General features: G+C 62.0%; 30 protein-coding genes. 24 read left to right on the forward strand and 6 right to left on the reverse strand.

Translation table 11 applies throughout. The features are described from left to right. Positions 1 to 2: 2 nt before the first annotated feature. The 3 genes from BGP02_RS11595 (at position 3) to BGP02_RS11605 (ending at position 2,947) form a co-directional block, all read left to right on the forward strand. Complete coding sequence (locus BGP02_RS11595) at positions 3 to 1,460, forward strand: UbiD family decarboxylase (RefSeq protein ID WP_286798535.1); 1,458 nt, start codon at positions 3 to 5, stop codon at positions 1,458 to 1,460. Continuing rightward, a complete protein-coding gene (locus BGP02_RS11600) occupies positions 1,457 to 2,065 on the forward strand; it encodes a UbiX family flavin prenyltransferase (protein WP_017234394.1) in 609 nt (202 codons plus the stop codon). The genes BGP02_RS11595 and BGP02_RS11600 overlap by 4 nt, the downstream gene beginning before the upstream one ends. A gap of 75 nt (positions 2,066 to 2,140) precedes the next feature. Continuing rightward, positions 2,141 to 2,947, forward strand: coding sequence for an enoyl-CoA hydratase/isomerase family protein (locus tag BGP02_RS11605; RefSeq protein ID WP_017234395.1), 807 nt, complete (start codon positions 2,141 to 2,143; stop codon positions 2,945 to 2,947). A 66-nt stretch (positions 2,948 to 3,013) separates the two neighbouring features. On the opposite strand, the gene BGP02_RS11610 is transcribed toward BGP02_RS11605, so the two are convergent. Then, positions 3,014 to 3,976 carry a LysR family transcriptional regulator gene (locus BGP02_RS11610; protein WP_017234396.1) on the reverse strand — a complete coding sequence of 321 codons (963 nt, stop codon included), beginning with the start codon at positions 3,974 to 3,976 and terminating at the stop codon, positions 3,014 to 3,016. 339 nt (positions 3,977 to 4,315) lie between these two features. Next, positions 4,316 to 4,645: a helix-turn-helix domain-containing protein gene (locus BGP02_RS11615; protein WP_286798537.1), complete on the reverse strand. Its 330-nt coding sequence runs from the start codon at positions 4,643 to 4,645 to the stop codon at positions 4,316 to 4,318. Between the two features lie 230 nt (positions 4,646 to 4,875). Here BGP02_RS11615 and BGP02_RS11620 point away from each other — a divergent pair, with 230 nt between their 5' ends. Together BGP02_RS11620 and BGP02_RS11625 are read left to right on the forward strand one after the other, a co-directional pair. Next, entirely contained in the window at positions 4,876 to 5,079 is a 204-nt protein-coding gene (locus BGP02_RS11620; protein WP_286798538.1) for a hypothetical protein, read from the forward strand. Positions 5,080 to 5,081: 2 nt separating this feature from the next. Next, a complete protein-coding gene (locus tag BGP02_RS11625; RefSeq protein WP_286798539.1) occupies positions 5,082 to 5,321 on the forward strand; it encodes a hypothetical protein in 240 nt (79 codons plus the stop codon). Between the two features lie 13 nt (positions 5,322 to 5,334). Here the strand turns inward: BGP02_RS11625 and BGP02_RS11630 are convergent, their stop codons facing one another. Further along, a complete protein-coding gene (locus BGP02_RS11630) occupies positions 5,335 to 5,562 on the reverse strand; it encodes a hypothetical protein (RefSeq protein WP_286798540.1) in 228 nt (75 codons plus the stop codon). Between the two features lie 152 nt (positions 5,563 to 5,714). Here BGP02_RS11630 and BGP02_RS11635 point away from each other — a divergent pair, with 152 nt between their 5' ends. The 13 genes from BGP02_RS11635 (at position 5,715) to BGP02_RS11695 (ending at position 13,064) form a co-directional block, all read left to right on the forward strand. Further along, the gene (locus tag BGP02_RS11635) at positions 5,715 to 7,400 is read left to right on the forward strand and encodes a replication endonuclease (protein WP_286798541.1); all 1,686 of its coding nucleotides are present in this window, start codon (positions 5,715 to 5,717) and stop codon (positions 7,398 to 7,400) included. Positions 7,401 to 7,484: 84 nt separating this feature from the next. Next, the gene (locus tag BGP02_RS11640) at positions 7,485 to 7,649 is read left to right on the forward strand and encodes a hypothetical protein (protein ID WP_286798542.1); all 165 of its coding nucleotides are present in this window, start codon (positions 7,485 to 7,487) and stop codon (positions 7,647 to 7,649) included. Further along, a complete protein-coding gene (locus tag BGP02_RS11645; RefSeq protein WP_286798543.1) occupies positions 7,649 to 7,846 on the forward strand; it encodes a hypothetical protein in 198 nt (65 codons plus the stop codon). Before BGP02_RS11640 ends, BGP02_RS11645 begins: the two co-directional genes overlap by 1 nt. A gap of 14 nt (positions 7,847 to 7,860) precedes the next feature. Beyond that, complete coding sequence (locus BGP02_RS11650) at positions 7,861 to 8,037, forward strand: hypothetical protein (protein WP_286798544.1); 177 nt, start codon at positions 7,861 to 7,863, stop codon at positions 8,035 to 8,037. Continuing rightward, positions 8,034 to 8,324, forward strand: a complete 291-nt coding sequence (locus BGP02_RS11655; RefSeq protein WP_286798546.1) for a hypothetical protein — start codon at positions 8,034 to 8,036, stop codon at positions 8,322 to 8,324. The genes BGP02_RS11650 and BGP02_RS11655 overlap by 4 nt, the downstream gene beginning before the upstream one ends. Next, positions 8,324 to 8,902, forward strand: coding sequence for a hypothetical protein (locus BGP02_RS11660; protein ID WP_286798668.1), 579 nt, complete (start codon positions 8,324 to 8,326; stop codon positions 8,900 to 8,902). The genes BGP02_RS11655 and BGP02_RS11660 overlap by 1 nt, the downstream gene beginning before the upstream one ends. Positions 8,903 to 8,904: 2 nt before the next feature. Beyond that, positions 8,905 to 9,525, forward strand: a complete 621-nt coding sequence (locus BGP02_RS11665; protein WP_286798548.1) for a helicase HerA domain-containing protein — start codon at positions 8,905 to 8,907, stop codon at positions 9,523 to 9,525. Between the two features lie 376 nt (positions 9,526 to 9,901). Further along, entirely contained in the window at positions 9,902 to 10,696 is a 795-nt protein-coding gene (locus BGP02_RS11670) for a major capsid protein P2 (protein WP_286798549.1), read from the forward strand. 117 nt (positions 10,697 to 10,813) lie between these two features. Next, complete coding sequence (locus BGP02_RS11675) at positions 10,814 to 11,155, forward strand: hypothetical protein (protein ID WP_286798550.1); 342 nt, start codon at positions 10,814 to 10,816, stop codon at positions 11,153 to 11,155. Between the two features lies 1 nt (position 11,156). Continuing rightward, on the forward strand, positions 11,157 to 11,420 hold the full coding sequence (locus BGP02_RS11680; protein WP_286798551.1) for a hypothetical protein: 264 nt from the start codon (positions 11,157 to 11,159) through the stop codon (positions 11,418 to 11,420). Continuing rightward, positions 11,420 to 11,815 (forward strand): hypothetical protein, encoded by a 396-nt coding sequence (locus BGP02_RS11685; protein WP_286798553.1) that lies wholly within the window; start codon positions 11,420 to 11,422, stop codon positions 11,813 to 11,815. Before BGP02_RS11680 ends, BGP02_RS11685 begins: the two co-directional genes overlap by 1 nt. Then, positions 11,812 to 12,315, forward strand: a complete 504-nt coding sequence (locus BGP02_RS11690; protein WP_286798554.1) for a hypothetical protein — start codon at positions 11,812 to 11,814, stop codon at positions 12,313 to 12,315. Before BGP02_RS11685 ends, BGP02_RS11690 begins: the two co-directional genes overlap by 4 nt. After that, on the forward strand, positions 12,315 to 13,064 hold the full coding sequence (locus tag BGP02_RS11695; protein ID WP_286798556.1) for a hypothetical protein: 750 nt from the start codon (positions 12,315 to 12,317) through the stop codon (positions 13,062 to 13,064). Before BGP02_RS11690 ends, BGP02_RS11695 begins: the two co-directional genes overlap by 1 nt. Positions 13,065 to 13,083: 19 nt before the next feature. Here BGP02_RS11695 and BGP02_RS11700 read toward each other — a convergent pair whose 3' ends face one another. After that, complete coding sequence (locus tag BGP02_RS11700; RefSeq protein ID WP_286798557.1) at positions 13,084 to 13,233, reverse strand: hypothetical protein; 150 nt, start codon at positions 13,231 to 13,233, stop codon at positions 13,084 to 13,086. Here BGP02_RS11700 and BGP02_RS11705 point away from each other — a divergent pair. Genes BGP02_RS11705 through BGP02_RS11730 form a run of 6 tightly spaced genes read left to right on the forward strand, consistent with a single transcriptional unit; the run spans position 13,232 to position 14,993 of the window. Continuing rightward, positions 13,232 to 13,729 (forward strand): glycoside hydrolase family 24 protein, encoded by a 498-nt coding sequence (locus tag BGP02_RS11705; RefSeq protein ID WP_286798558.1) that lies wholly within the window; start codon positions 13,232 to 13,234, stop codon positions 13,727 to 13,729. The two genes, BGP02_RS11700 and BGP02_RS11705, sit on opposite strands and share 2 nt — an antisense overlap. Continuing rightward, on the forward strand, positions 13,726 to 14,034 hold the full coding sequence (locus BGP02_RS11710) for a hypothetical protein (protein WP_286798560.1): 309 nt from the start codon (positions 13,726 to 13,728) through the stop codon (positions 14,032 to 14,034). The genes BGP02_RS11705 and BGP02_RS11710 overlap by 4 nt, the downstream gene beginning before the upstream one ends. Then, positions 14,031 to 14,318 (forward strand): hypothetical protein, encoded by a 288-nt coding sequence (locus BGP02_RS11715; protein ID WP_286798562.1) that lies wholly within the window; start codon positions 14,031 to 14,033, stop codon positions 14,316 to 14,318. The genes BGP02_RS11710 and BGP02_RS11715 overlap by 4 nt, the downstream gene beginning before the upstream one ends. Continuing rightward, positions 14,315 to 14,620, forward strand: a complete 306-nt coding sequence (locus tag BGP02_RS11720) for a hypothetical protein (protein ID WP_286798563.1) — start codon at positions 14,315 to 14,317, stop codon at positions 14,618 to 14,620. Before BGP02_RS11715 ends, BGP02_RS11720 begins: the two co-directional genes overlap by 4 nt. A gap of 11 nt (positions 14,621 to 14,631) precedes the next feature. Next, complete coding sequence (locus BGP02_RS11725; RefSeq protein ID WP_286798564.1) at positions 14,632 to 14,829, forward strand: hypothetical protein; 198 nt, start codon at positions 14,632 to 14,634, stop codon at positions 14,827 to 14,829. After that, on the forward strand, positions 14,829 to 14,993 hold the full coding sequence (locus BGP02_RS11730) for a hypothetical protein (protein ID WP_286798565.1): 165 nt from the start codon (positions 14,829 to 14,831) through the stop codon (positions 14,991 to 14,993). Before BGP02_RS11725 ends, BGP02_RS11730 begins: the two co-directional genes overlap by 1 nt. Positions 14,994 to 15,208: 215 nt before the next feature. Here the strand turns inward: BGP02_RS11730 and BGP02_RS11735 are convergent, their stop codons facing one another. Next, positions 15,209 to 15,538: a hypothetical protein gene (locus BGP02_RS11735; RefSeq protein ID WP_286798566.1), complete on the reverse strand. Its 330-nt coding sequence runs from the start codon at positions 15,536 to 15,538 to the stop codon at positions 15,209 to 15,211. 153 nt (positions 15,539 to 15,691) lie between these two features. Beyond that, positions 15,692 to 16,222, reverse strand: coding sequence for a DUF4087 domain-containing protein (locus tag BGP02_RS11740; protein WP_286798669.1), 531 nt, complete (start codon positions 16,220 to 16,222; stop codon positions 15,692 to 15,694). Positions 16,223 to 16,263 lie beyond the last annotated feature (41 nt).

Genomic DNA, 16,263 nt, shown 5'->3' on the forward strand with positions numbered 1-16,263 from the left:
AAATGGAGGCAGCAAAACGCCCGGCCGTCGCCGGCGACCTGCGCCAATGGCTGGAGCATCTGAGCAACACGGGCCGCCTGGCAGTTCTGCGCGAGAACGTGCCGCTCAAGCATCGCCTGGCCGCCATCGCCAAGCGCCTGGACGGCAAGCAGGCCGCGTTTTTCCCCCTGCCTGACGGTCACGCGATCCCAGTCATTTCCGGTTTCATGGCGAGCCGCGGCTGGATCGCCGAGGCAATGGGCGTGCCATCGTCGGAACTGCTCGGAACCTTCCGCCGCGCGGCCGAGAATCCGCTGCCGTGGCGCGAAGTGCCGCAAGCGCAAGCCACCTGCCAGCAAGTCGTGCATCGCGAGATCGACCTGCATGCACTGCTGCCGATCCCGACGCATAGCGAGCATGACAACGGTCCCTATATCACGGCCGGCATGGTAATCGCCCGCAATCCGGTCACTGGCATTCAGAACGTCTCGATCAACCGCATCCAGGTCCACGCCAAGGATCGCATGGCGATCCTGATGCTGCCGCGCCACCTGCACGCGTTCTATCAGGAGGCGGAACGGCGCAATCAGGCGTTAGACGTCGCCGTCGTGATTGGCGCCGACCCGCTCACGCTGCTGGCTTCGCAGGCGATCACACCGATCGACCATGACGAGCTGGAAATCGCCGGCGCCCTGCAAGGCGCGCCGCTGCCGGTGGTCAAGTGCTTGACCAACGATGTGCGCGTGCCGGCCAATGCCGAGATCGTCATCGAAGGCAAGATTCTGCCCAAGGTGCGCGAACTGGAAGGTCCTTTCGGTGAATTTCCGAAGTACTACAGCGAGCAGGAAAACCGCGAAGTGATCGCCGTGGATGCGGTCACACACCGCAACTCGCCCGTGTATCACACCATCATTCCGGCCGAGATGGAGCACCTGCTGCTGGGCTCGATCCCGCGCGAGGCCACGTTGCTCGCTCATCTGCAGCGCAGTCATCCCAACGTGCTCGATGTGCATCTGTCCATCGGCGGCGTCGGCCGCTACCACTTGTTCGTCAAGATGAAAAAGCGTCGCGAGGGTGAGGCGAAGAACGTCATCCTGGCCGCGTTCGGCGCGCACTACGACATCAAGCAGGTCACGGTGGTCGATGATGACGTCGACGTGCATGATCCGCAGCAGGTTGAGTGGGCAGTTGCCACGCGGTTCCAGGCCGATCGCGACCTGATCGTGATCTCGGGCGCGCTCGGTTCGGTGCTCGATCCTTCCACCACGGTGGGCACCGAAGGGCCCAATGGCGAGCCGGCCCCAACCCATATGCAAGGTGTCAGCGCCAAGATGGGCCTGGATGCCACCAAGCCGGTGGTTTACCACGGCCACGTCTTCACCAAGGTCCGCATCCCCGGCGAGAACGAGGTTGATCTGAACGAAGAAGTGCTAAGCGGCGTTGCGGTGAACTGGAACACCCTGAGCCTCGTACGCAAATGAACTCCGCCCCGCCAAAGCGCAAGCTCATCGTCGCCATCACCGGCGCCAGCGGCGCGATCTACGGCGTGCGCATGCTGGAAATGCTGCGCGCCGCCGGCACCTGCGAAACGCATCTCGTGATGTCGTCGTCCGGTGTCATGACCGCGCAGCAGGAGCTGAACATGAGGCGTGCCGAGATCGAAGCTCTGGCCGACGTCGTGCACAACGTCAAGGACATCGGCGCCACCATCGCCAGCGGCTCCTTCCAGTCGGCGGGGATGGTGATCGCACCGTGCTCGATGAAGACGCTGGCGAGCATTGCGCAGGGTTTCGCCGATAACCTTGTCAGCCGCGCGGCGGACGTGATTCTGAAAGAGCGGCGCCGCCTCGTGCTGCTCGCGCGGGAAACGCCGCTCAACCTCGCCCACCTGCGCAACATGACGAGCGTCACCGAAATGGGCGGCATCGTCTTTCCGCCGGTACCGGCCTTCTATACGCAGCCGGAAACGCTGGACGACATCGTCAACCATACGATCGGCCGGCTGCTCGACCTGTTCGACATTCCACATGAAGGTCTGGTCAAGCGCTGGGCCGGCATGGAAAAGCGAAACAGTCACGACGAATAAGCCGGAAATGAAAATTCCAGCGGACAGCCGCCCCATCGGGCAGCGCCGCTTCAACAAGCCACCAAGGAGAACGCAATGACACAAATCAGCCATCCCGCTCAAAACCTGTTGGAGAACCTCGACGGCTTCCGCGTTGAAATCGACGCCACTCGCCAACGCGCCGACATCATCCTGCAGCGTCCGCCATTCAACATCATCTCCATGCCGGAACGTGACCAGTTGCGCCTGGTGTTCGAAGCGCTGGATGCCGACGACCGTGTCCGCGTTATCGTGCTGCGCGCCGAGGGCGAGCACTTCTCCAGCGGCGGGGACATCAAGGGCTTCCTTGAGGCCAGCCCCGAGCATGTGTCGAAACTGGCATGGAACATTGCCGCCCCGGCTCGCTGCAGCAAGCCGGTGATTGCTGCAAATCGCGGCTACTGCTTTGGTGTGGGGTTTGAAATCTCGCTGGCTTGCGACTTCCGCATCGTCACCGAAACCACGCAATATGCATTGCCCGAGCAGAAGCTGGGCCAGATTCCGGGCTCCGGTGGTTCGGCCCGTCTGCAGAAGATGGTCGGCATCACCCGCACCAAGGACATCGTGATGCGTTCGCGCCGCATCCCCGGCAAGCAGGCCTACGACTGGGGCGTCGCTACCGAGATCGTGCCGGATGCCGAACTCGAATCGGCCACCGATCGACTTGTGGACGAACTGCGTGCGTTCTCGCCGATCGCCCAGCGCACCGCGAAGAAACTGCTCAACGACACCGAGGATTCCCCGTTGTCCATTGCCATCGAACTGGAAGGGCACTGCTACAGCCGGCTGCGTTCTTCCGACGACTTCCGGGAGGGCGTGGAAGCATTCCACAGCAAGCGAGCGCCGAAGTTCATCGGTTCCTGATCAGGGCCACCGACGGAACGGTCAGTGATTTGATCCGCAATGCCGCCGCAAGCCGGCGGCGTTCCGTCATTCTGCATCTGCCGATGAGCGCTCCCCGGTCGTGCCATGCACAGACCCCTCGGCTTGTTGCTGCAGACGCAGGATCATGTTCTTGGCCAGCATTGCCAGGAAGAGCTTGGTTGCCGGATTCAACGGTCGGCGCGGATGCGAGACGGCGACCACCTGCCTGATCAGGCGCGGCGAGACGATGTTGTGAGAACGCAGGCGGCCAGCAGCCAACGCCTGATGCACGGCGATACGCGGCACGATGGTTGCCAACTGGGTTTGCTCCACGAGTTTGATGGTCGCGACCAGGGAGTCAATCTCGAACTTCGGTACAAGCTCGATGGCCTCGTTCTGCGCGAAGCTGTCGATGTTGCTCCGCAGGCCATGCCCGCGGGTGGGTAGCACGAGTTGCAGGCCGAGCGAGGCGACTTGGCGCAGCGTCAGCTGGCGTGGCAGCGTCGACGCATTGCCCGCGCTGGTAATCAGCACCATTTCCTCGTCGACGATGTGCTCGACGTTGAGCGCCAGCGGCCGGCGCGGCTTGTTGACAATGGCAGCGTCGAGATGACCCGCGGTTACCGCATCGATCAACGTGGTACTGTAACCGTCCGCGACTTTCACGCTCACGTCCGGGTATTTCTGCGAGAACGCGCTGAGCGTTTCCACCAGCACGCCTTCAGTGATGGAGGCGATCAAGCCGATGTCGACGTGACCGAGAATTTCACCATCGCTGCATATCAATTGTGCGCGAGCATTTGCGAAGTCGCGCATGATCGGCAGAAAAAGACGGTACATTTCGCGAGCCGCCGCAGTCGGCACCATACCTTGCTTGGTGCGCTCGAACAACTGCTGACCAAGCTGATCTTCCAGCTTCGCAATCTGCATGCTGAGAGCGGGCTGCACAATGTTTAGACGGTGCGCCGCCTTCGTTACGGTGCCTTCCTCAAAAAGACAGAGAAAATATTGAACCTGACGAAATTCCATGACTCGTGCCAAATAATAGCGCTGCTTGCGATGATCTGATGAGGGACAAGGAGCAATGACGGGCGCTGGTTGCTAGCACAGTGATCGTGCTTCAGATAAATTCCCGACGAACGTTAAAGATTATCAACAGTGTTGATTGTAGCGGCTAGGCTACATTATTTGGCATGATGCGCGGCCACTCTGATAACTTTCTACGCTTAGAGGGATTGCTGGCGGACGCGACGCTGGACAATGTGGGATTGAAGGATGTTGCGGAGCGAAAGTGGTAAACCCGCAAGCCCAGAATGCGGATTCTATTCGCATAATGTACATGCCGTTCAGTGCTAACTAAAGCTGATGTCACACTCGCAGGAGCAAGCTCCGGCGGGCGTTAGCGGGTGACACCAGCGTGCGAAAACCCTCGGAAATCTTTTCCCAAATGCCATGCCACACATCACGCATGTGGGCATCGGTCGCGCCTTCGACCTTGCATGCAGAAATCACGGCAAGCGGGTTAATGCCAAGAATTTCAGCAACGCGAACGGCCGTTGCCTCATCAAACACTGACTTCCCATTGCGGTAGTTGCTCACGGCGGAGCGCGTCACGCCAAGTACCTTGGCGGCGGCGTAGTCGGACGGCAGGTCAAGGCGCACCTTGACCGCGTCGAGAAATTCGACGGTCGTTTCCATACCAATCCCCATAAAAATCAATCCGATGTCAAGGTTAGTTTGCCGTCAAGGCAAATGCAACGTACAAATTGATTTGACACGTACAAGTGAGTTTGACTATATTCGGCCTCAGCGCACCGCCACCGGGCAATCCAATCCAATCCCCCCGGCGCGAGGAGGCCACCAAGCAAGGCGGTGCGCTGTTTTACCCGGCAGGAAACAGGGATTGGAAGGCGTAAAGGGGATTCGGCATGAACAACACTTCGTTACAAAATCCGAGTGAATGGGAACTGCGGGGGCGGGCGTTTTTGCGCTCCATCACGCTTGATCGACTTCGGGAATACCGCGAGTGTGAGCGGCAAGGCGCGGTGAAGCTCGTGTATGCGCGCTTGGCGCTTGGCGACCTGATTGCCGACCGTCTGCAAATGCTCGGCGGCCTGATGGGGGAGTGGTGAAGATGGCCTACACCGAGGACATTCATTTCGTGCCCGGTAGCGAGCGCGGCGCGGCGCACCTGTCGCACGCGCCAGCCGTCTTTCCCGATATGTCGGGCACGCGCACGGCGGCGGTCGCAGATGCGGCGCTGGCCTACCTGTACAAGATAACCAAGCGGGCAGGGCGTCGGCCGGGGCGGGGCAGTGGAACCGCTACCGGCGACGTGGCGGCGGCACGTGCGGCGTTATTCGCAGGGGCGTAACGGAATGCGCCTGCTACACAAACTTCTTGGTTGGCTGACCCCAGCGTATGTCCATAAACAGGGCCATGGCGTCATCCAACAGCGCCTCATCTACTGGTTGCTGCGCCTCAATTTCCTTAACCGCGCTCGCGACAACTTGATGAACGCGCTCCGCGACTTTTTGCAGCGGGCGCACTTTGCCTGCGGCAATAGCGGCGTTGAACTCAGTGGCAGCTTCGTGAAGTCGCTCGCGGATTTCCATGGATTTCGCCTCAGATTGATGTGTGGCGCGCAATGGTGAACATTGAATCATTGAATGCGCGTGAAGTGGATCCCCGGCAAAAGCAGGGAACATGGCGCGCGGCCATGCTCGACGGCTTGCCGAAGCGCTGGAAGGGGATTGTATCGCGCCGAATGGAGTTCCAAGATACGGCGTCCGGGCGCTGGCGCGAGGGCAACATCATGCTGCGCGAGGCGGTGGAGGATCTGCGCAAAGAGGGCACGATTCTCCCGCTCGATGCGCCGGACTGGAAGGTGCGTGAGTTCGCCGCGGAGCGTGCTATTGAGGCATTCGACATCGCGGGGCGCATCGGCGTGCCGGAGGTGGCGGTGAATGCGCTGCGCGAATACTTGCAATTCTGGTGCGTGCCGGAGCCGCAGCGCGTGGAGCACGGCGGCTATATCGCGCGGGTGTGCGATCCGGGATGGTGGGCGAGTCGCCTGCGCAAAATGCACGGCATGGCAATCGAGCGTAATGCGATTCGCCTGGGCATCGTGCACAGTCGCCAAGACTGCTATGTCACCGAAGAAAACTTGCAACGCCGAGTGCGCCAGAATGAGCGCAACCGGGCGATGCTCGAGCGCACGATGGCGACCAATGAGAACGGGCAAACCTTTTCTCTCTGGGATCTCGCTGAGCGCTCGATCAGCAATCGCGCGTACAAGCGCGGCGAACTGATGTTGCGCATGCGCGGCATGGAAGAGGTCGCGGAGGCCGTGGGGCATATCGCAGAGTGGGCCGTAGTGACGGCACCCAGCCGATTCCACTGTGTGCGCAAGAACGGCACCATGAACGAAGTGTATGAGGGCGTCACGCCCAAAGACACGATGGCCTATTTCAATAGGCAGTGGAGCCTTTGCCGCACATGGCTGCATAACCACGGCGTCGAGTACTACGGCATGCGCACGGTCGAGGCGCACCATGACGGCACGCCGCACTGGAATATTCTCGTTTTCCTGACCAAGGAAAGTGATCGCAAGGTATGGCGCAAAGCCATCGTCAAGTACTTCCTCTTGGCTGACTCGCCCGACGAACCGGGCGCAGCAAAGCGCCGATTGAAACTGGATTCGATCACGAAGGCCAAGGGCGGCGCGGCGGCGTACATCGCCAAATACATCACCAAGAACACGGACGGCTACGGCATCGAGAAAGACCTGCTCGGCAACGACATCATCGTCGCCGCACGCCGCATCGAGGCGTGGTCGAGTGTTTGGCGCATCAAACAGTTTTGTCCAATCGGTGGCCCGCCCGTGGGTCTGTGGCGCGAGATTCGACGCATCGACGCGGAGGCCGTCGAGCACGCGCCGGAGAACCTGCGGCGCGCATGGCACGCCGCGCAGCGCGTTGCCAATGACGACGGCGAGGTCGAGCAACGCGCCGACTATGCCGAGTTCATCAATGCGTACGGTGGGCCGCTCGTCAAGCGCAAGAACGCGTGCCTGTGGCTCAAGAAAGAGGCCGTCGAGGGCGTCGGCAAGTACAGCGAACCGTTGGGCGTGCGCCCGGTGGGTGTCGTCGCAAAGGGCGTGGCGATGGTCGATAAGGGCGGCATCGTGGGCGAAATCCCGATGACGATTCAACGCCTTGTGCGCAGCGTGCGCCGGGTGTGGACGATCGTTCGCGCACGTCAGGGCGATGTTCGTGCTCGGGCGGCAGGCGGCGCGACCTCTCGGACTCGTGTCAATAACTGTACGCGGCCGTCCGGCCACGACGTGGCGAGCTTTCCGCAATGTGAAAAGCCCGTGCCGTGGCTTTCGGATCGTGAAATGGCGGTGATTTGGGAGCGGGAACAGGCGGAAAGATCGCCACCGCGAACGTAAAAACCGATCGATTTTTTCAGCCACCGGGGAGCGCGCGCCGTCCCCGGTGGCTTCTCTCAACCTAGGCGCGCGCAGGGGATAGCAATGAACGTTTGGGCCTCGGTAATGGTGATCAACGCAGACGACGCACGTCACGGGCAGGCGGGCTGCGTGCAAGACATCGATCTGAAGAACGATGTCGTGAAGGTGAAGATGGACGCGGACGGCGCAATCGTGCCGTACAAGGCCGAAGAACTGCGGGTGCTGTGATGCTCGGCGCGCTGTGTGGGTTCCGGCTCGGTGATCGCGTGATCGTCACGGCGCGCGACGAATTTTGCGCCTTCATCGACGGATGGGTCGGCAAGGTCTCGGGGGCCGAAGCCGGATGCATCCGTATCGAGGTGCCGGACGAAGGCATCACGAAGGTGTTTCTTGTCCCGCCTGACCAGTTGCGTTTGACGGTCTGAGGGCGGGGGTAACTATGAACGGGGGAGTTATGGGGCTGCGCGATCCGTGGGAGATCCGCCTGGACGAAAGCATCGGGGAACTTGAGGACGAGTTTCAGCGGCTACCGATGGTCGTGCGGATGCAGGGGAAGGACTATTTCGACAAGCTGCACGAAGTGCTGCGGCAGATTCAAGACCGGGGGGAATCATGAAAGTGCGGCAAAAAAGCTTGATCGGCACGGCGGAATGCCTGTGCTGTGGTAAGGAAATCCCGGCGCGCGAGTCGGACAATGGCACGTTGAATCTGTCGTGCCACTGGTGCGACTTCCCCGCGTATGCCAGAAAGGGCACCGAGGCGCACAAGCGGCTTATGGGGCGGGTGACGCGCTACGCGGCACCGGAGCCGGAAAAGGCACCGGAAAAAGTGCCAGAAGTGGCACCAACGCCGAAAGCGCCGGCCGCTGGCCGGAGTGTGTTTGATCTGATGCGGGGGGCATGATGGGCGTGGCAAAGAAAGGGGACGGCTTGCCCGTCGAGAAGCCGACGCTCGATGCGGGCGGGCAGTTCGCGGGGCTTGAGGGCGTGGCAATGCAGGTCGACGCGGCGGCAGATGCGGCGATAAACCCAGCGGCGGCAGATGCGGTGGTGGCACCGGCAGGGCCGGACTATGGCGTCGAGGCGGCGGGGGCCGTCGATATGCTCAACGCCATGATCGAAGGCTATGCGCCGGGGGCCGGGTGGGACGAGAAAACCGGCAAGCGCATGGCGGAAAGTCTGTCGCCGGTGTTTGAGAAGTACGGTTTTAGCTTCGCGGCCGCACCGTGCGAACTGGTCGCGGCCATCGTTTGCGGGCCGGTGCTGTACCAGTCGGCGCGCGTCGTGGCGGCGAAGATCCAGAGCGACCGATTGCAGCAGGAAGCGGCGAGGGTACGAGCCATGCGCGGCCTGAGTGATCCGAACACCATCAAGGGCGGGCAGGAAGCGACGCAGGCGGGATTGTCGGGCATCGGTGATGCGATGGCACCGGAAAACCTGTCGGCGGCTGTGGCGGGCGCTCCTGTGCATCCGGTGATGTGACGATGGCGACCGGTTACGGGGTGACGGCTACGGCGCATGTCGAGGCCGTGCTCGGGTCGACCGGCTCGGGCAAATCGTCGTATGTGAAGTCCATTCTTGAGAAGAAGCCACCGAAGCGGCTCATCGTATTCGACCCGGAAGGGGAGTGGGGCGCGTTCGGGCAAGTCACGCGCAGCGTAAGCGCGCTGCTGGTGGCGTTCGCAGAGGCCGGGGAGACCGGGGCATGCCGCGTGGTGTTCGAGCCGTCGCCAGACCCGGCCACGGCCGTGAAACAGTTCGACGCCGTGTGTCGCATCGCCTTCGCGGCGGAGCGGCTCACGTTCGTGGTGGACGAACTGAAATCTGTGACGTCGCCGTCTCGCTCGCCGGTCGGGTGGGGCATGCTGACCGGGCGAGGGCGTAAGCGCGGCATCGTGATTTATGGCCTGTCGCAGCGTCCGGCATCGATCGACAAGGATTTTTTGGGCAACGCCTCGGCGGTGCGCTCGGGGCGGCTGAGTTACCCGAAGGATCAAAAGGCGGTGGCAGACGTGCTAGGCGTGCCGGTGGCGGAGATTGGCGCGCTGCCAAACTTCGCATGGATCCGGCGCGATGGCGCGACCGGCAAGGTCACGCGAGGGTAATTAGACACCTGCCTATAGGCACCCCACGCAAACCCGCTTCGGCGGGTTTTTTTGCGCCCGCGCGCCGGGTGGCTATGGTGCGACAACGCGAAAAATATTTTCGGGGAAGGGGGCCATAGGCACCCCCCGGCCATAGCGCTATAGCTATGGGCACCTAAATGGATTGGAAGGCGGAAAAACACGATTCTGGCGGCTCAACAAGGGGCCGCAATGGGGCGGCTGTCACCCGACCGGAGATACCAAACCATGAACCAGTACGTGAAGGCCTATCTGATGTTTCTCGCGTTCAACGCGATCACCAAGGTTGTCGTTCGACCGGTCGCCACGTCGCTGAACGTGCCGCTGCTCACGACCATCGTTTCGTAAGGGGCCGCTCATGCTGCTGGTACACAACCTGCCCTTTACCAACGTCGTCGCCTCGGGCATCGCCACCATCTCGCTGCCGGTCGGTATGTCCTACAACCGCATCCTGTTGCAGTTGGGCGGCACGACGTTCACCAAATCGATGATCACGAACATCAATGTTCGCCTGAACGGCAAGATCATCCAGCAAACGACCGGCTCGCGCCTGGACACCGTGAACACCTATCGCGGAATGGGCGTGAATGCGTCCTTCCTCGTGATCGATTTCACGGAACCGAAGGCGAAGTCGATGGCGGAGCAGTACGTCGGCAACGTCAACACCGCACAGGGCGTGTCGTCGTTCACGCTGGAAATCACCATCGCAGGCGCTACCGCGCCGACGCTCGATAGCTGGTCGGAACTCGGCCCGCCCGCGAAGCTTGGCATCCTGAGCAAGAAAATCCCGTTCACGGCGTCCTTCGCAAGCTCGGGCAAGTTCCCGTTCAAGCTGATCGACCTGACCAACCGGGGCGGCGTCATCAAGCGCACTCACTTCTTCCACGGCGGCAACCTGACGCAGTTGGAAGTGAAGAAGAACGGCATCGTGATCCACGACAACATTCCGACGGCCGTCAACACCATGTGGCAGTTGGACTACGGCAAGACGGCGCAGGCGAACGTCTACAGCTACGACCCGACGGCGGATAACAACTACGCCAACGCCATCAGGACGCAGGACGCGACCGCGCTGGAATTCAATCCGACGTTCTCGGCGGCGGACACGGTGACGGCGGAGGTCGAAGTGCTCGACGTGCTCGGCAACATGTAAAGCCGGGGGAGCGGGGCGCGCGCCGCGCGTCCCGTTGTATCGACTCTCAACAGGTGGAGCATGGATCCGACACTTCAAATCAACCCGGCAGATTACGGGGTTCCGGCCGGAACCGGAATGTTCAGTATCGGGCCGCAAAACGACGGCACCTATACCTATCCGGACGCTGCACAACCGGTGAACCAACCGGCCGACGTGGGTGCGGCGGCGACGCTGCCGAACTACTCGCCGGACGTGTTCAAACTGCTCTCGCAAGGCCTCGGCATTCTGAACAGCGATTATCAGATGAGTCAGATGATCGACTACAAGAAGTACGAGGCGACGCAGGGCGGATTGTTCGCGCAGGGGCAGGCGGCGGCGACCGTCGCCAGTGCGCAAATCGGCGCGGTCAACAGTAACAAGATGCTCATGATTCTCGGCCTCTTTGCCGTGATGGCGCTCGCCATCCATAAGGGGTGATATGGATCCGGCAACCGCAAGCGCATTGATCGGTGGGGCGTCGAATGTGCTCGGCAGGGCGTTGCAGACGCCACCGGCCGGGCCGTCGACGGCGCTCGGCACCGCGTCAATGGGCGGAAGTATCGACTTCTCGGGAATGACCGTGGCAACCGGTGGGGCCACGGCCAACGGAGCACCGCATAACCAGTCCTCGGGGCTGGATCTGACGACGATCATGGTCATTGGTGCCATCGCCGTCGTGGTGCTGCGCGTGGTGGGCAAGTAATGTCGATCATCGTCACTCACGCCACCGCAAGCGAAGTGCGCGCGCTGCTCTCACGGGCGGCGAAATACGACACGACGGGCGGCGCATGGACGGTCGATGACGCCATGAACGGCGCGAACCTGTACGCGGCGCGAGACGCCGACGGGCGGCTGCTGTTCGCCTGGGCGATGACGGTACATGCGCACCGCGCGGGCTGTGAGGCGTTCGTGACGGCGGCGGCAGGGGAGTACACCGGGGCGAATCTGCTGGCGGTGATGCTGCCGTACGTCGAGCGTGTCGCACGGCGTGCGGGCGCCACGTCGCTCGCGTTCATGACGGCACGCCCGGGCATGGTCAAGAAAACGGAGGCGCTCGGCTTTGCAGTCGCGGCCACCACAATGAGGAAAACACTGTGATTCTGCGCCCGGAGCAAATCAAGCTGATGCGGCTGGGACTGCCGGCCACGCCGTGTAATTTCGGCGGAAGCTCGGAGTCCAAGAGCGCATCGACCAATACGACCACGACGACGACGCAGGATCGGCGTGTGGTGACGGACGGCGGCTCCACGTCGGTGAGTGCCGACAACTCGAATGTCACGGTGACGGACAACGGGGCCGTCAATAGCGCGCTGTCGCTCGCCTCGCACCTGTCGGACTTGGGCGCGGGCATGCAACAGGCCAACGCGAGTCTCACGCAGGCGCTCGCCAAGGACAACAACCAAACGGCGCTCACGATGTTCTCGCACGGGATCGACCTTGAAAAAGCGATTGCGCAGCAAGGGCAAAGCGTCGTGAACGCGGCCACGCAACTCGCCACGGCACCGATGAACGCGCAAAACCCGGATCGCTATTTGCTGATCGCCGGAATGGCGATTATCGGCGTGGTGGCGTTCGCGGGCCTCAAGGGGAAAGTCTGATGCAACAGTTCGATATCACTGTCCCGGCCAATAAGCCGTTCGTCGTGAACGCGCCGGGGCGATTCATCAAGTATGTCGCCGGATCGAACGGCGGCGGCGATGCAACGCTGCTGGTAACGCCGGGACTCGCGGGCGGGCAAGTGCTCGCGCTCGTACCGGGGCAGGCGTACCGGGTAGCGGCGAATCAGCCGGTTCCGTCCTCGTGGACGGTGGCGAACAAGGCGGGCGGCGCCGCGATCATCGGTCAAGTGGTGGTAGGTGATGGCGACTTCATGGACGCGACCGTCGCGGGCATCGTGAGCGTGATCGATGCGGGCGTTGCGCGTGCGCTCGGCAATCAGGCGTTCATCGGGCAGACCTATGTCGGGCCGGTCGCGGCGCAGTATTCCAAGGCGCAAATCTGGAACCCGGTGGGAAGCGGAAAAACCATCTATATCGAGGGTGTTGCAATTGGACTCGGCGCGGCGGGGTCGGTGGGGATGATCGCCTCGGCGGTGGCCATCGGCGCGAACACGGGGACGATCAGCCCGAAGGTGCTCGGCGGCGTGGCAGGGGTGGCGGTAATCAACTCGCTCACGGAAGCGGCGGCACCGGCACAAGGATTCGGGAACGCTTACGGGCAAGCACAGACGACGTTCCAATACCCGTACCGGGAGCCGATTGTGCTCAAGCCGGGTAACGGTCTCATCGTGCCGTGTCAGAACGTGAACACCGCGATTACGGCCATGTTTGAGTGGTACGAGCAGTGACGCGCGCGCCGGGGCCGCTCTATGTGATCGCTGCGGCGACGCTCGGCGCGGCGGCGTGGGTCTGGTGGCAGAACAGCCAGGCGAGCGCGAGCACCAACACGGGCGACACCACGGCGAGCACCGACACCACGGCAACGACCTTCGACTTTACGGGGACACTGGAAGACATGACTTCTCAGGTAAGCAACATTTTTACGTCGGTGACGAGTGCCATTGCTGACCCGAACGTGCAAGCGTTCTTGACGCTGGTTCGCACCGGCGAGGGCACGCTCGGGCCGAACGGATACCGCACGCTATTCGGCGGTGGCACCTTCGATTCGTTCGCAGACCATCCGAATATCCGAGTCACGCGCGGCGCACTGACGTCGACGGCGGCAGGGGCCTATCAGATCCTTTATGGGACGTGGCTGGAAATGCAAGCGGCCTACGGATTGCCGGACTTCTCGCCCGCATCGCAGGACATCGCAGCCGTGGGCCTCATCAAGCGGCGCGGCGCGCTGTCCGATGTGCTCGCGGGAAGGTTCGACGCGGCCATCACGAAATGCAACAAGGAATGGGCGAGCCTGCCGGGGTCGCCGTATGGACAACCAACGCTTACGCTCGCCCGCGCACACAATGTGCTCGCCTCGGCCGGTGGCGTGCAAACCGATGGGGTGCTCGCATGAAAGACGAAGGCTTGATTTTGGTCGCGGCGGCGGCGGCGGTGCTGTTCATGGTCATCAAGAAGACCACGCCGACGAGCACGCAAACCAATCCGTTGAGTGGGGTGGGGTCATCGGTCGCGCCATTCTGGTCGCAATTCGGATCGTCACAAAGCTATTTCGGGTTTGCCCCTTACTCGGTGGACGGCTCCTATATCGATCCGGGGCAAGTCACGGTCGCGGCAAGCGGTCAGGTGACGGAAAGCCCGTTCGGTGGCGTGCTCGGCGTGCTGCCGTCCCCGACCTATGGCTTCGGGGGGCGCGCATGAAACTGGAATATTGGGTGATCGGCCTGATCGGGCTTGCGTATGTCGACGCACGTCGGCGCGCGCAGCAGGCAAACGCCACACCGCTCGCGTTCAACAACAGCGTCACGGACTCGATCTATGCCGGGTCGAATTTCACCAATTCGATTTGGGACGCGGCCAGCGGCCAGCCGGGCTACCAGTGGGGCAGTATCAGCGCGCCGAGCACGAACGGCACCTATGAAGACCTGTTCGGAATGAGCGTGATGGGCTTCCCGATGCAACCGTCGATTGGGCACCTGTCATGAACCTGAAGACAGAAATCGTAATCGCGGGGGCACTGCTGCTGGCGGCGGTGTACATGGCAAAAAAAGCTGTCGCGGCAGTCAGCGACCCGGCCAGTCAACAGGCTGCGGGTGCGGCTGTCGCTGACACGGTGTTCTCGGGCGCGATGAACTTCGGATCGGGCGTGGTGGTCGGCATCGGAGAAGCGGTGGGCATCCCGCCGACGAACCAGACCGAATGCGAGAAGGCGCTCGCGGAGGGGCGCACGTGGGACGCGTCTTTCGCGTGTCCGGCAGGCACATTTATCAAGTCGTTTTTCAACTGAGGGGGTGGGGTATGAACTGGAAATTTCTGTTGCAGCGTTTGAGCGAGCCGTCGACGTGGGCGGGTTTTGCGGCCGTTATCCCGGCCGTGGCGCCGTCGCTGGCTATCGCGCCGGGGGTGGCAACGGCGGCGGGCGTGGTCGCGGCGGTGCTCGCGGTGCTCGGCAAGGAAGGCGGCGGCACGCCTCCGGCCGCTGGCGGCGCGGCCTGATGGATCCGGGCGCGCTCCTGCAAGCCGGGGTCGCGCTCGTTTCGGCGGGCGTCGTCTACGGGGCCATCCGGGCCGATCTGAAGGCCATGCACGAGCGCGTGGGCAAGATCGAAGACCGATTCAATTCACACATCGACAAGGGGCTGACTCATGGCAACACGTAAGCGTGCGCACAAGCGCAAGACGCACCACAAAACCCCGGCGCGCAGCAAGCGTACCGGTCGCTTCATCAAACGGTGAACAACATGAAAATCGAATGGAAATCGGCGGCAATTGGCGCTGCGGCGTTGTACGGCTACCTGTGGTGGAAAAGCAAGCACGCCACGACGGCCACGACCACGACGGCGTGAGAAAAAAGGCCGGGAAACCGGCCTTTTTGCTATGCCTCGGCCATGAATAGGCCAAGTTGGATGATCGGCGTAAAGAGGTCATCGTTGGCGGCGTGCTGCGCGGCCAGGATGATGAACCCGACGGCGGGTCGCATTGTGCGCGTAATGCCCATTTGGCGCATGCGCTCGGCGTGCTCGAACGCCTTGAGGCGCAGGATTTCAGGCACCCACCATGGCAGGCGCTCGCGGTAGTTGAGCCAGTTCGATAGCGTGCGCGTCGTCCGCTTGAGGTAGCGGGCGGTGCCCGTGATGCCGCCAAAGTGGAGCATCCAATGCCGGAGAGATTCCGGGTTCCCGTAGCGCTGGTTCGGATAGTTCATTGTTTTTCTTGGGGACAAAAAAACCGGGATTGTGAGCCCGGTTGTAAGTGTCTGCTTAGTCAGCACTGAACTCGCATAATGTACATTATGTTAAATTACGAAAATTAGCGAACACAAAGTGGGCTAGCGAAACCCGTTTGTGGACAGCAATAATCAAGGGGCTGGTAGCGCGCGATCGGCCTTGCAGCGTTTCAGCGAAAGCGGCTTGGCTGCAAAGATCCGCACGACCTTGCCGGTTCCTCTTTCGACTTCCATATCCACGCACGCGCAGCCGTATCCGTGACTTCCCGCGTTAGTGACAACCCAGCCCTTTGTCGACATGTCGGGAATCTCGTCGAACCCCGGAACCGGCGGCTCGCCCATCACGGAAAGCGTCCAACTGCCGTCCTTGTCGTCGAGCCACCAGTTGCCAGGCGTCGGGTTCTGCAACCAACCACAGCGATTTTCCCGGTTGCCCGAAACCGCATGGGCACTGAGTGCCATCAAAAGGCAAACGGCAAGCGCGGGCGCCACGCGGCGAGAGCGAACGATTTTCATGGGAAAGACCTTCTGATCCAGGTACCACCTGTGCAAGGCGGTGGCCGAAACCTTCAGCAACGCAAACGCTATCAATATAGCCACTCCGGCGATATCCCTGGCAAATTTACCCGCTCGCAAGCGTTCGTGTTCCCGAACGAGGCCCATGTCCACGCCCGGAAGCGGCAACGTACAACCCGAAGACCCCC

The organism is Pandoraea sp. 64-18, from assembly GCF_001899225.1.
GTDB lineage: Bacteria > Pseudomonadota > Gammaproteobacteria > Burkholderiales > Burkholderiaceae > Pandoraea > Pandoraea cepalis.

Bases quoted from the DNA above. Each gene is read 5' to 3' on its own strand.
- BGP02_RS11675 (WP_286798550.1), top strand. From the start codon at position 10,814: ATGTTCAGTATCGGGCCGCAAAACGACGGCACCTATACCTATCCGGAC.
- BGP02_RS11650 (WP_286798544.1), top strand. From the start codon at position 7,861: ATGAACGGGGGAGTTATGGGGCTGCGCGATCCGTGGGAGATCCGCCTG.
- BGP02_RS11715 (WP_286798562.1), top strand. From the start codon at position 14,031: ATGAAACTGGAATATTGGGTGATCGGCCTGATCGGGCTTGCGTATGTC.
- BGP02_RS11705 (WP_286798558.1), top strand. From the start codon at position 13,232: ATGACTTCTCAGGTAAGCAACATTTTTACGTCGGTGACGAGTGCCATT.
- BGP02_RS11665 (WP_286798548.1), top strand. From the start codon at position 8,905: ATGGCGACCGGTTACGGGGTGACGGCTACGGCGCATGTCGAGGCCGTG.
- BGP02_RS11685 (WP_286798553.1), top strand. From the start codon at position 11,420: ATGTCGATCATCGTCACTCACGCCACCGCAAGCGAAGTGCGCGCGCTG.
- BGP02_RS11620 (WP_286798538.1), top strand. From the start codon at position 4,876: ATGAACAACACTTCGTTACAAAATCCGAGTGAATGGGAACTGCGGGGG.
- BGP02_RS11635 (WP_286798541.1), top strand. From the start codon at position 5,715: ATGGAGTTCCAAGATACGGCGTCCGGGCGCTGGCGCGAGGGCAACATC.
- BGP02_RS11670 (WP_286798549.1), top strand. From the start codon at position 9,902: ATGCTGCTGGTACACAACCTGCCCTTTACCAACGTCGTCGCCTCGGGC.
- BGP02_RS11710 (WP_286798560.1), top strand. From the start codon at position 13,726: ATGAAAGACGAAGGCTTGATTTTGGTCGCGGCGGCGGCGGCGGTGCTG.
- BGP02_RS11725 (WP_286798564.1), top strand. From the start codon at position 14,632: ATGAACTGGAAATTTCTGTTGCAGCGTTTGAGCGAGCCGTCGACGTGG.
- BGP02_RS11660 (WP_286798668.1), top strand. From the start codon at position 8,324: ATGGGCGTGGCAAAGAAAGGGGACGGCTTGCCCGTCGAGAAGCCGACG.
- BGP02_RS11600 (WP_017234394.1), top strand. From the start codon at position 1,457: ATGAACTCCGCCCCGCCAAAGCGCAAGCTCATCGTCGCCATCACCGGC.
- BGP02_RS11595 (WP_286798535.1), top strand. From the start codon at position 3: ATGGAGGCAGCAAAACGCCCGGCCGTCGCCGGCGACCTGCGCCAATGG.
- BGP02_RS11615 (WP_286798537.1), bottom strand. From the start codon at position 4,645: ATGGAAACGACCGTCGAATTTCTCGACGCGGTCAAGGTGCGCCTTGAC.
- BGP02_RS11640 (WP_286798542.1), top strand. From the start codon at position 7,485: ATGAACGTTTGGGCCTCGGTAATGGTGATCAACGCAGACGACGCACGT.
- BGP02_RS11625 (WP_286798539.1), top strand. From the start codon at position 5,082: ATGGCCTACACCGAGGACATTCATTTCGTGCCCGGTAGCGAGCGCGGC.
- BGP02_RS11695 (WP_286798556.1), top strand. From the start codon at position 12,315: ATGCAACAGTTCGATATCACTGTCCCGGCCAATAAGCCGTTCGTCGTG.
- BGP02_RS11630 (WP_286798540.1), bottom strand. From the start codon at position 5,562: ATGGAAATCCGCGAGCGACTTCACGAAGCTGCCACTGAGTTCAACGCC.
- BGP02_RS11740 (WP_286798669.1), bottom strand. From the start codon at position 16,222: ATGGGCCTCGTTCGGGAACACGAACGCTTGCGAGCGGGTAAATTTGCC.
- BGP02_RS11645 (WP_286798543.1), top strand. From the start codon at position 7,649: ATGCTCGGCGCGCTGTGTGGGTTCCGGCTCGGTGATCGCGTGATCGTC.
- BGP02_RS11730 (WP_286798565.1), top strand. From the start codon at position 14,829: ATGGATCCGGGCGCGCTCCTGCAAGCCGGGGTCGCGCTCGTTTCGGCG.
- BGP02_RS11700 (WP_286798557.1), bottom strand. From the start codon at position 13,233: ATGTCTTCCAGTGTCCCCGTAAAGTCGAAGGTCGTTGCCGTGGTGTCG.
- BGP02_RS11735 (WP_286798566.1), bottom strand. From the start codon at position 15,538: ATGAACTATCCGAACCAGCGCTACGGGAACCCGGAATCTCTCCGGCAT.
- BGP02_RS11610 (WP_017234396.1), bottom strand. From the start codon at position 3,976: ATGGAATTTCGTCAGGTTCAATATTTTCTCTGTCTTTTTGAGGAAGGC.
- BGP02_RS11605 (WP_017234395.1), top strand. From the start codon at position 2,141: ATGACACAAATCAGCCATCCCGCTCAAAACCTGTTGGAGAACCTCGAC.
- BGP02_RS11655 (WP_286798546.1), top strand. From the start codon at position 8,034: ATGAAAGTGCGGCAAAAAAGCTTGATCGGCACGGCGGAATGCCTGTGC.
- BGP02_RS11680 (WP_286798551.1), top strand. From the start codon at position 11,157: ATGGATCCGGCAACCGCAAGCGCATTGATCGGTGGGGCGTCGAATGTG.
- BGP02_RS11720 (WP_286798563.1), top strand. From the start codon at position 14,315: ATGAACCTGAAGACAGAAATCGTAATCGCGGGGGCACTGCTGCTGGCG.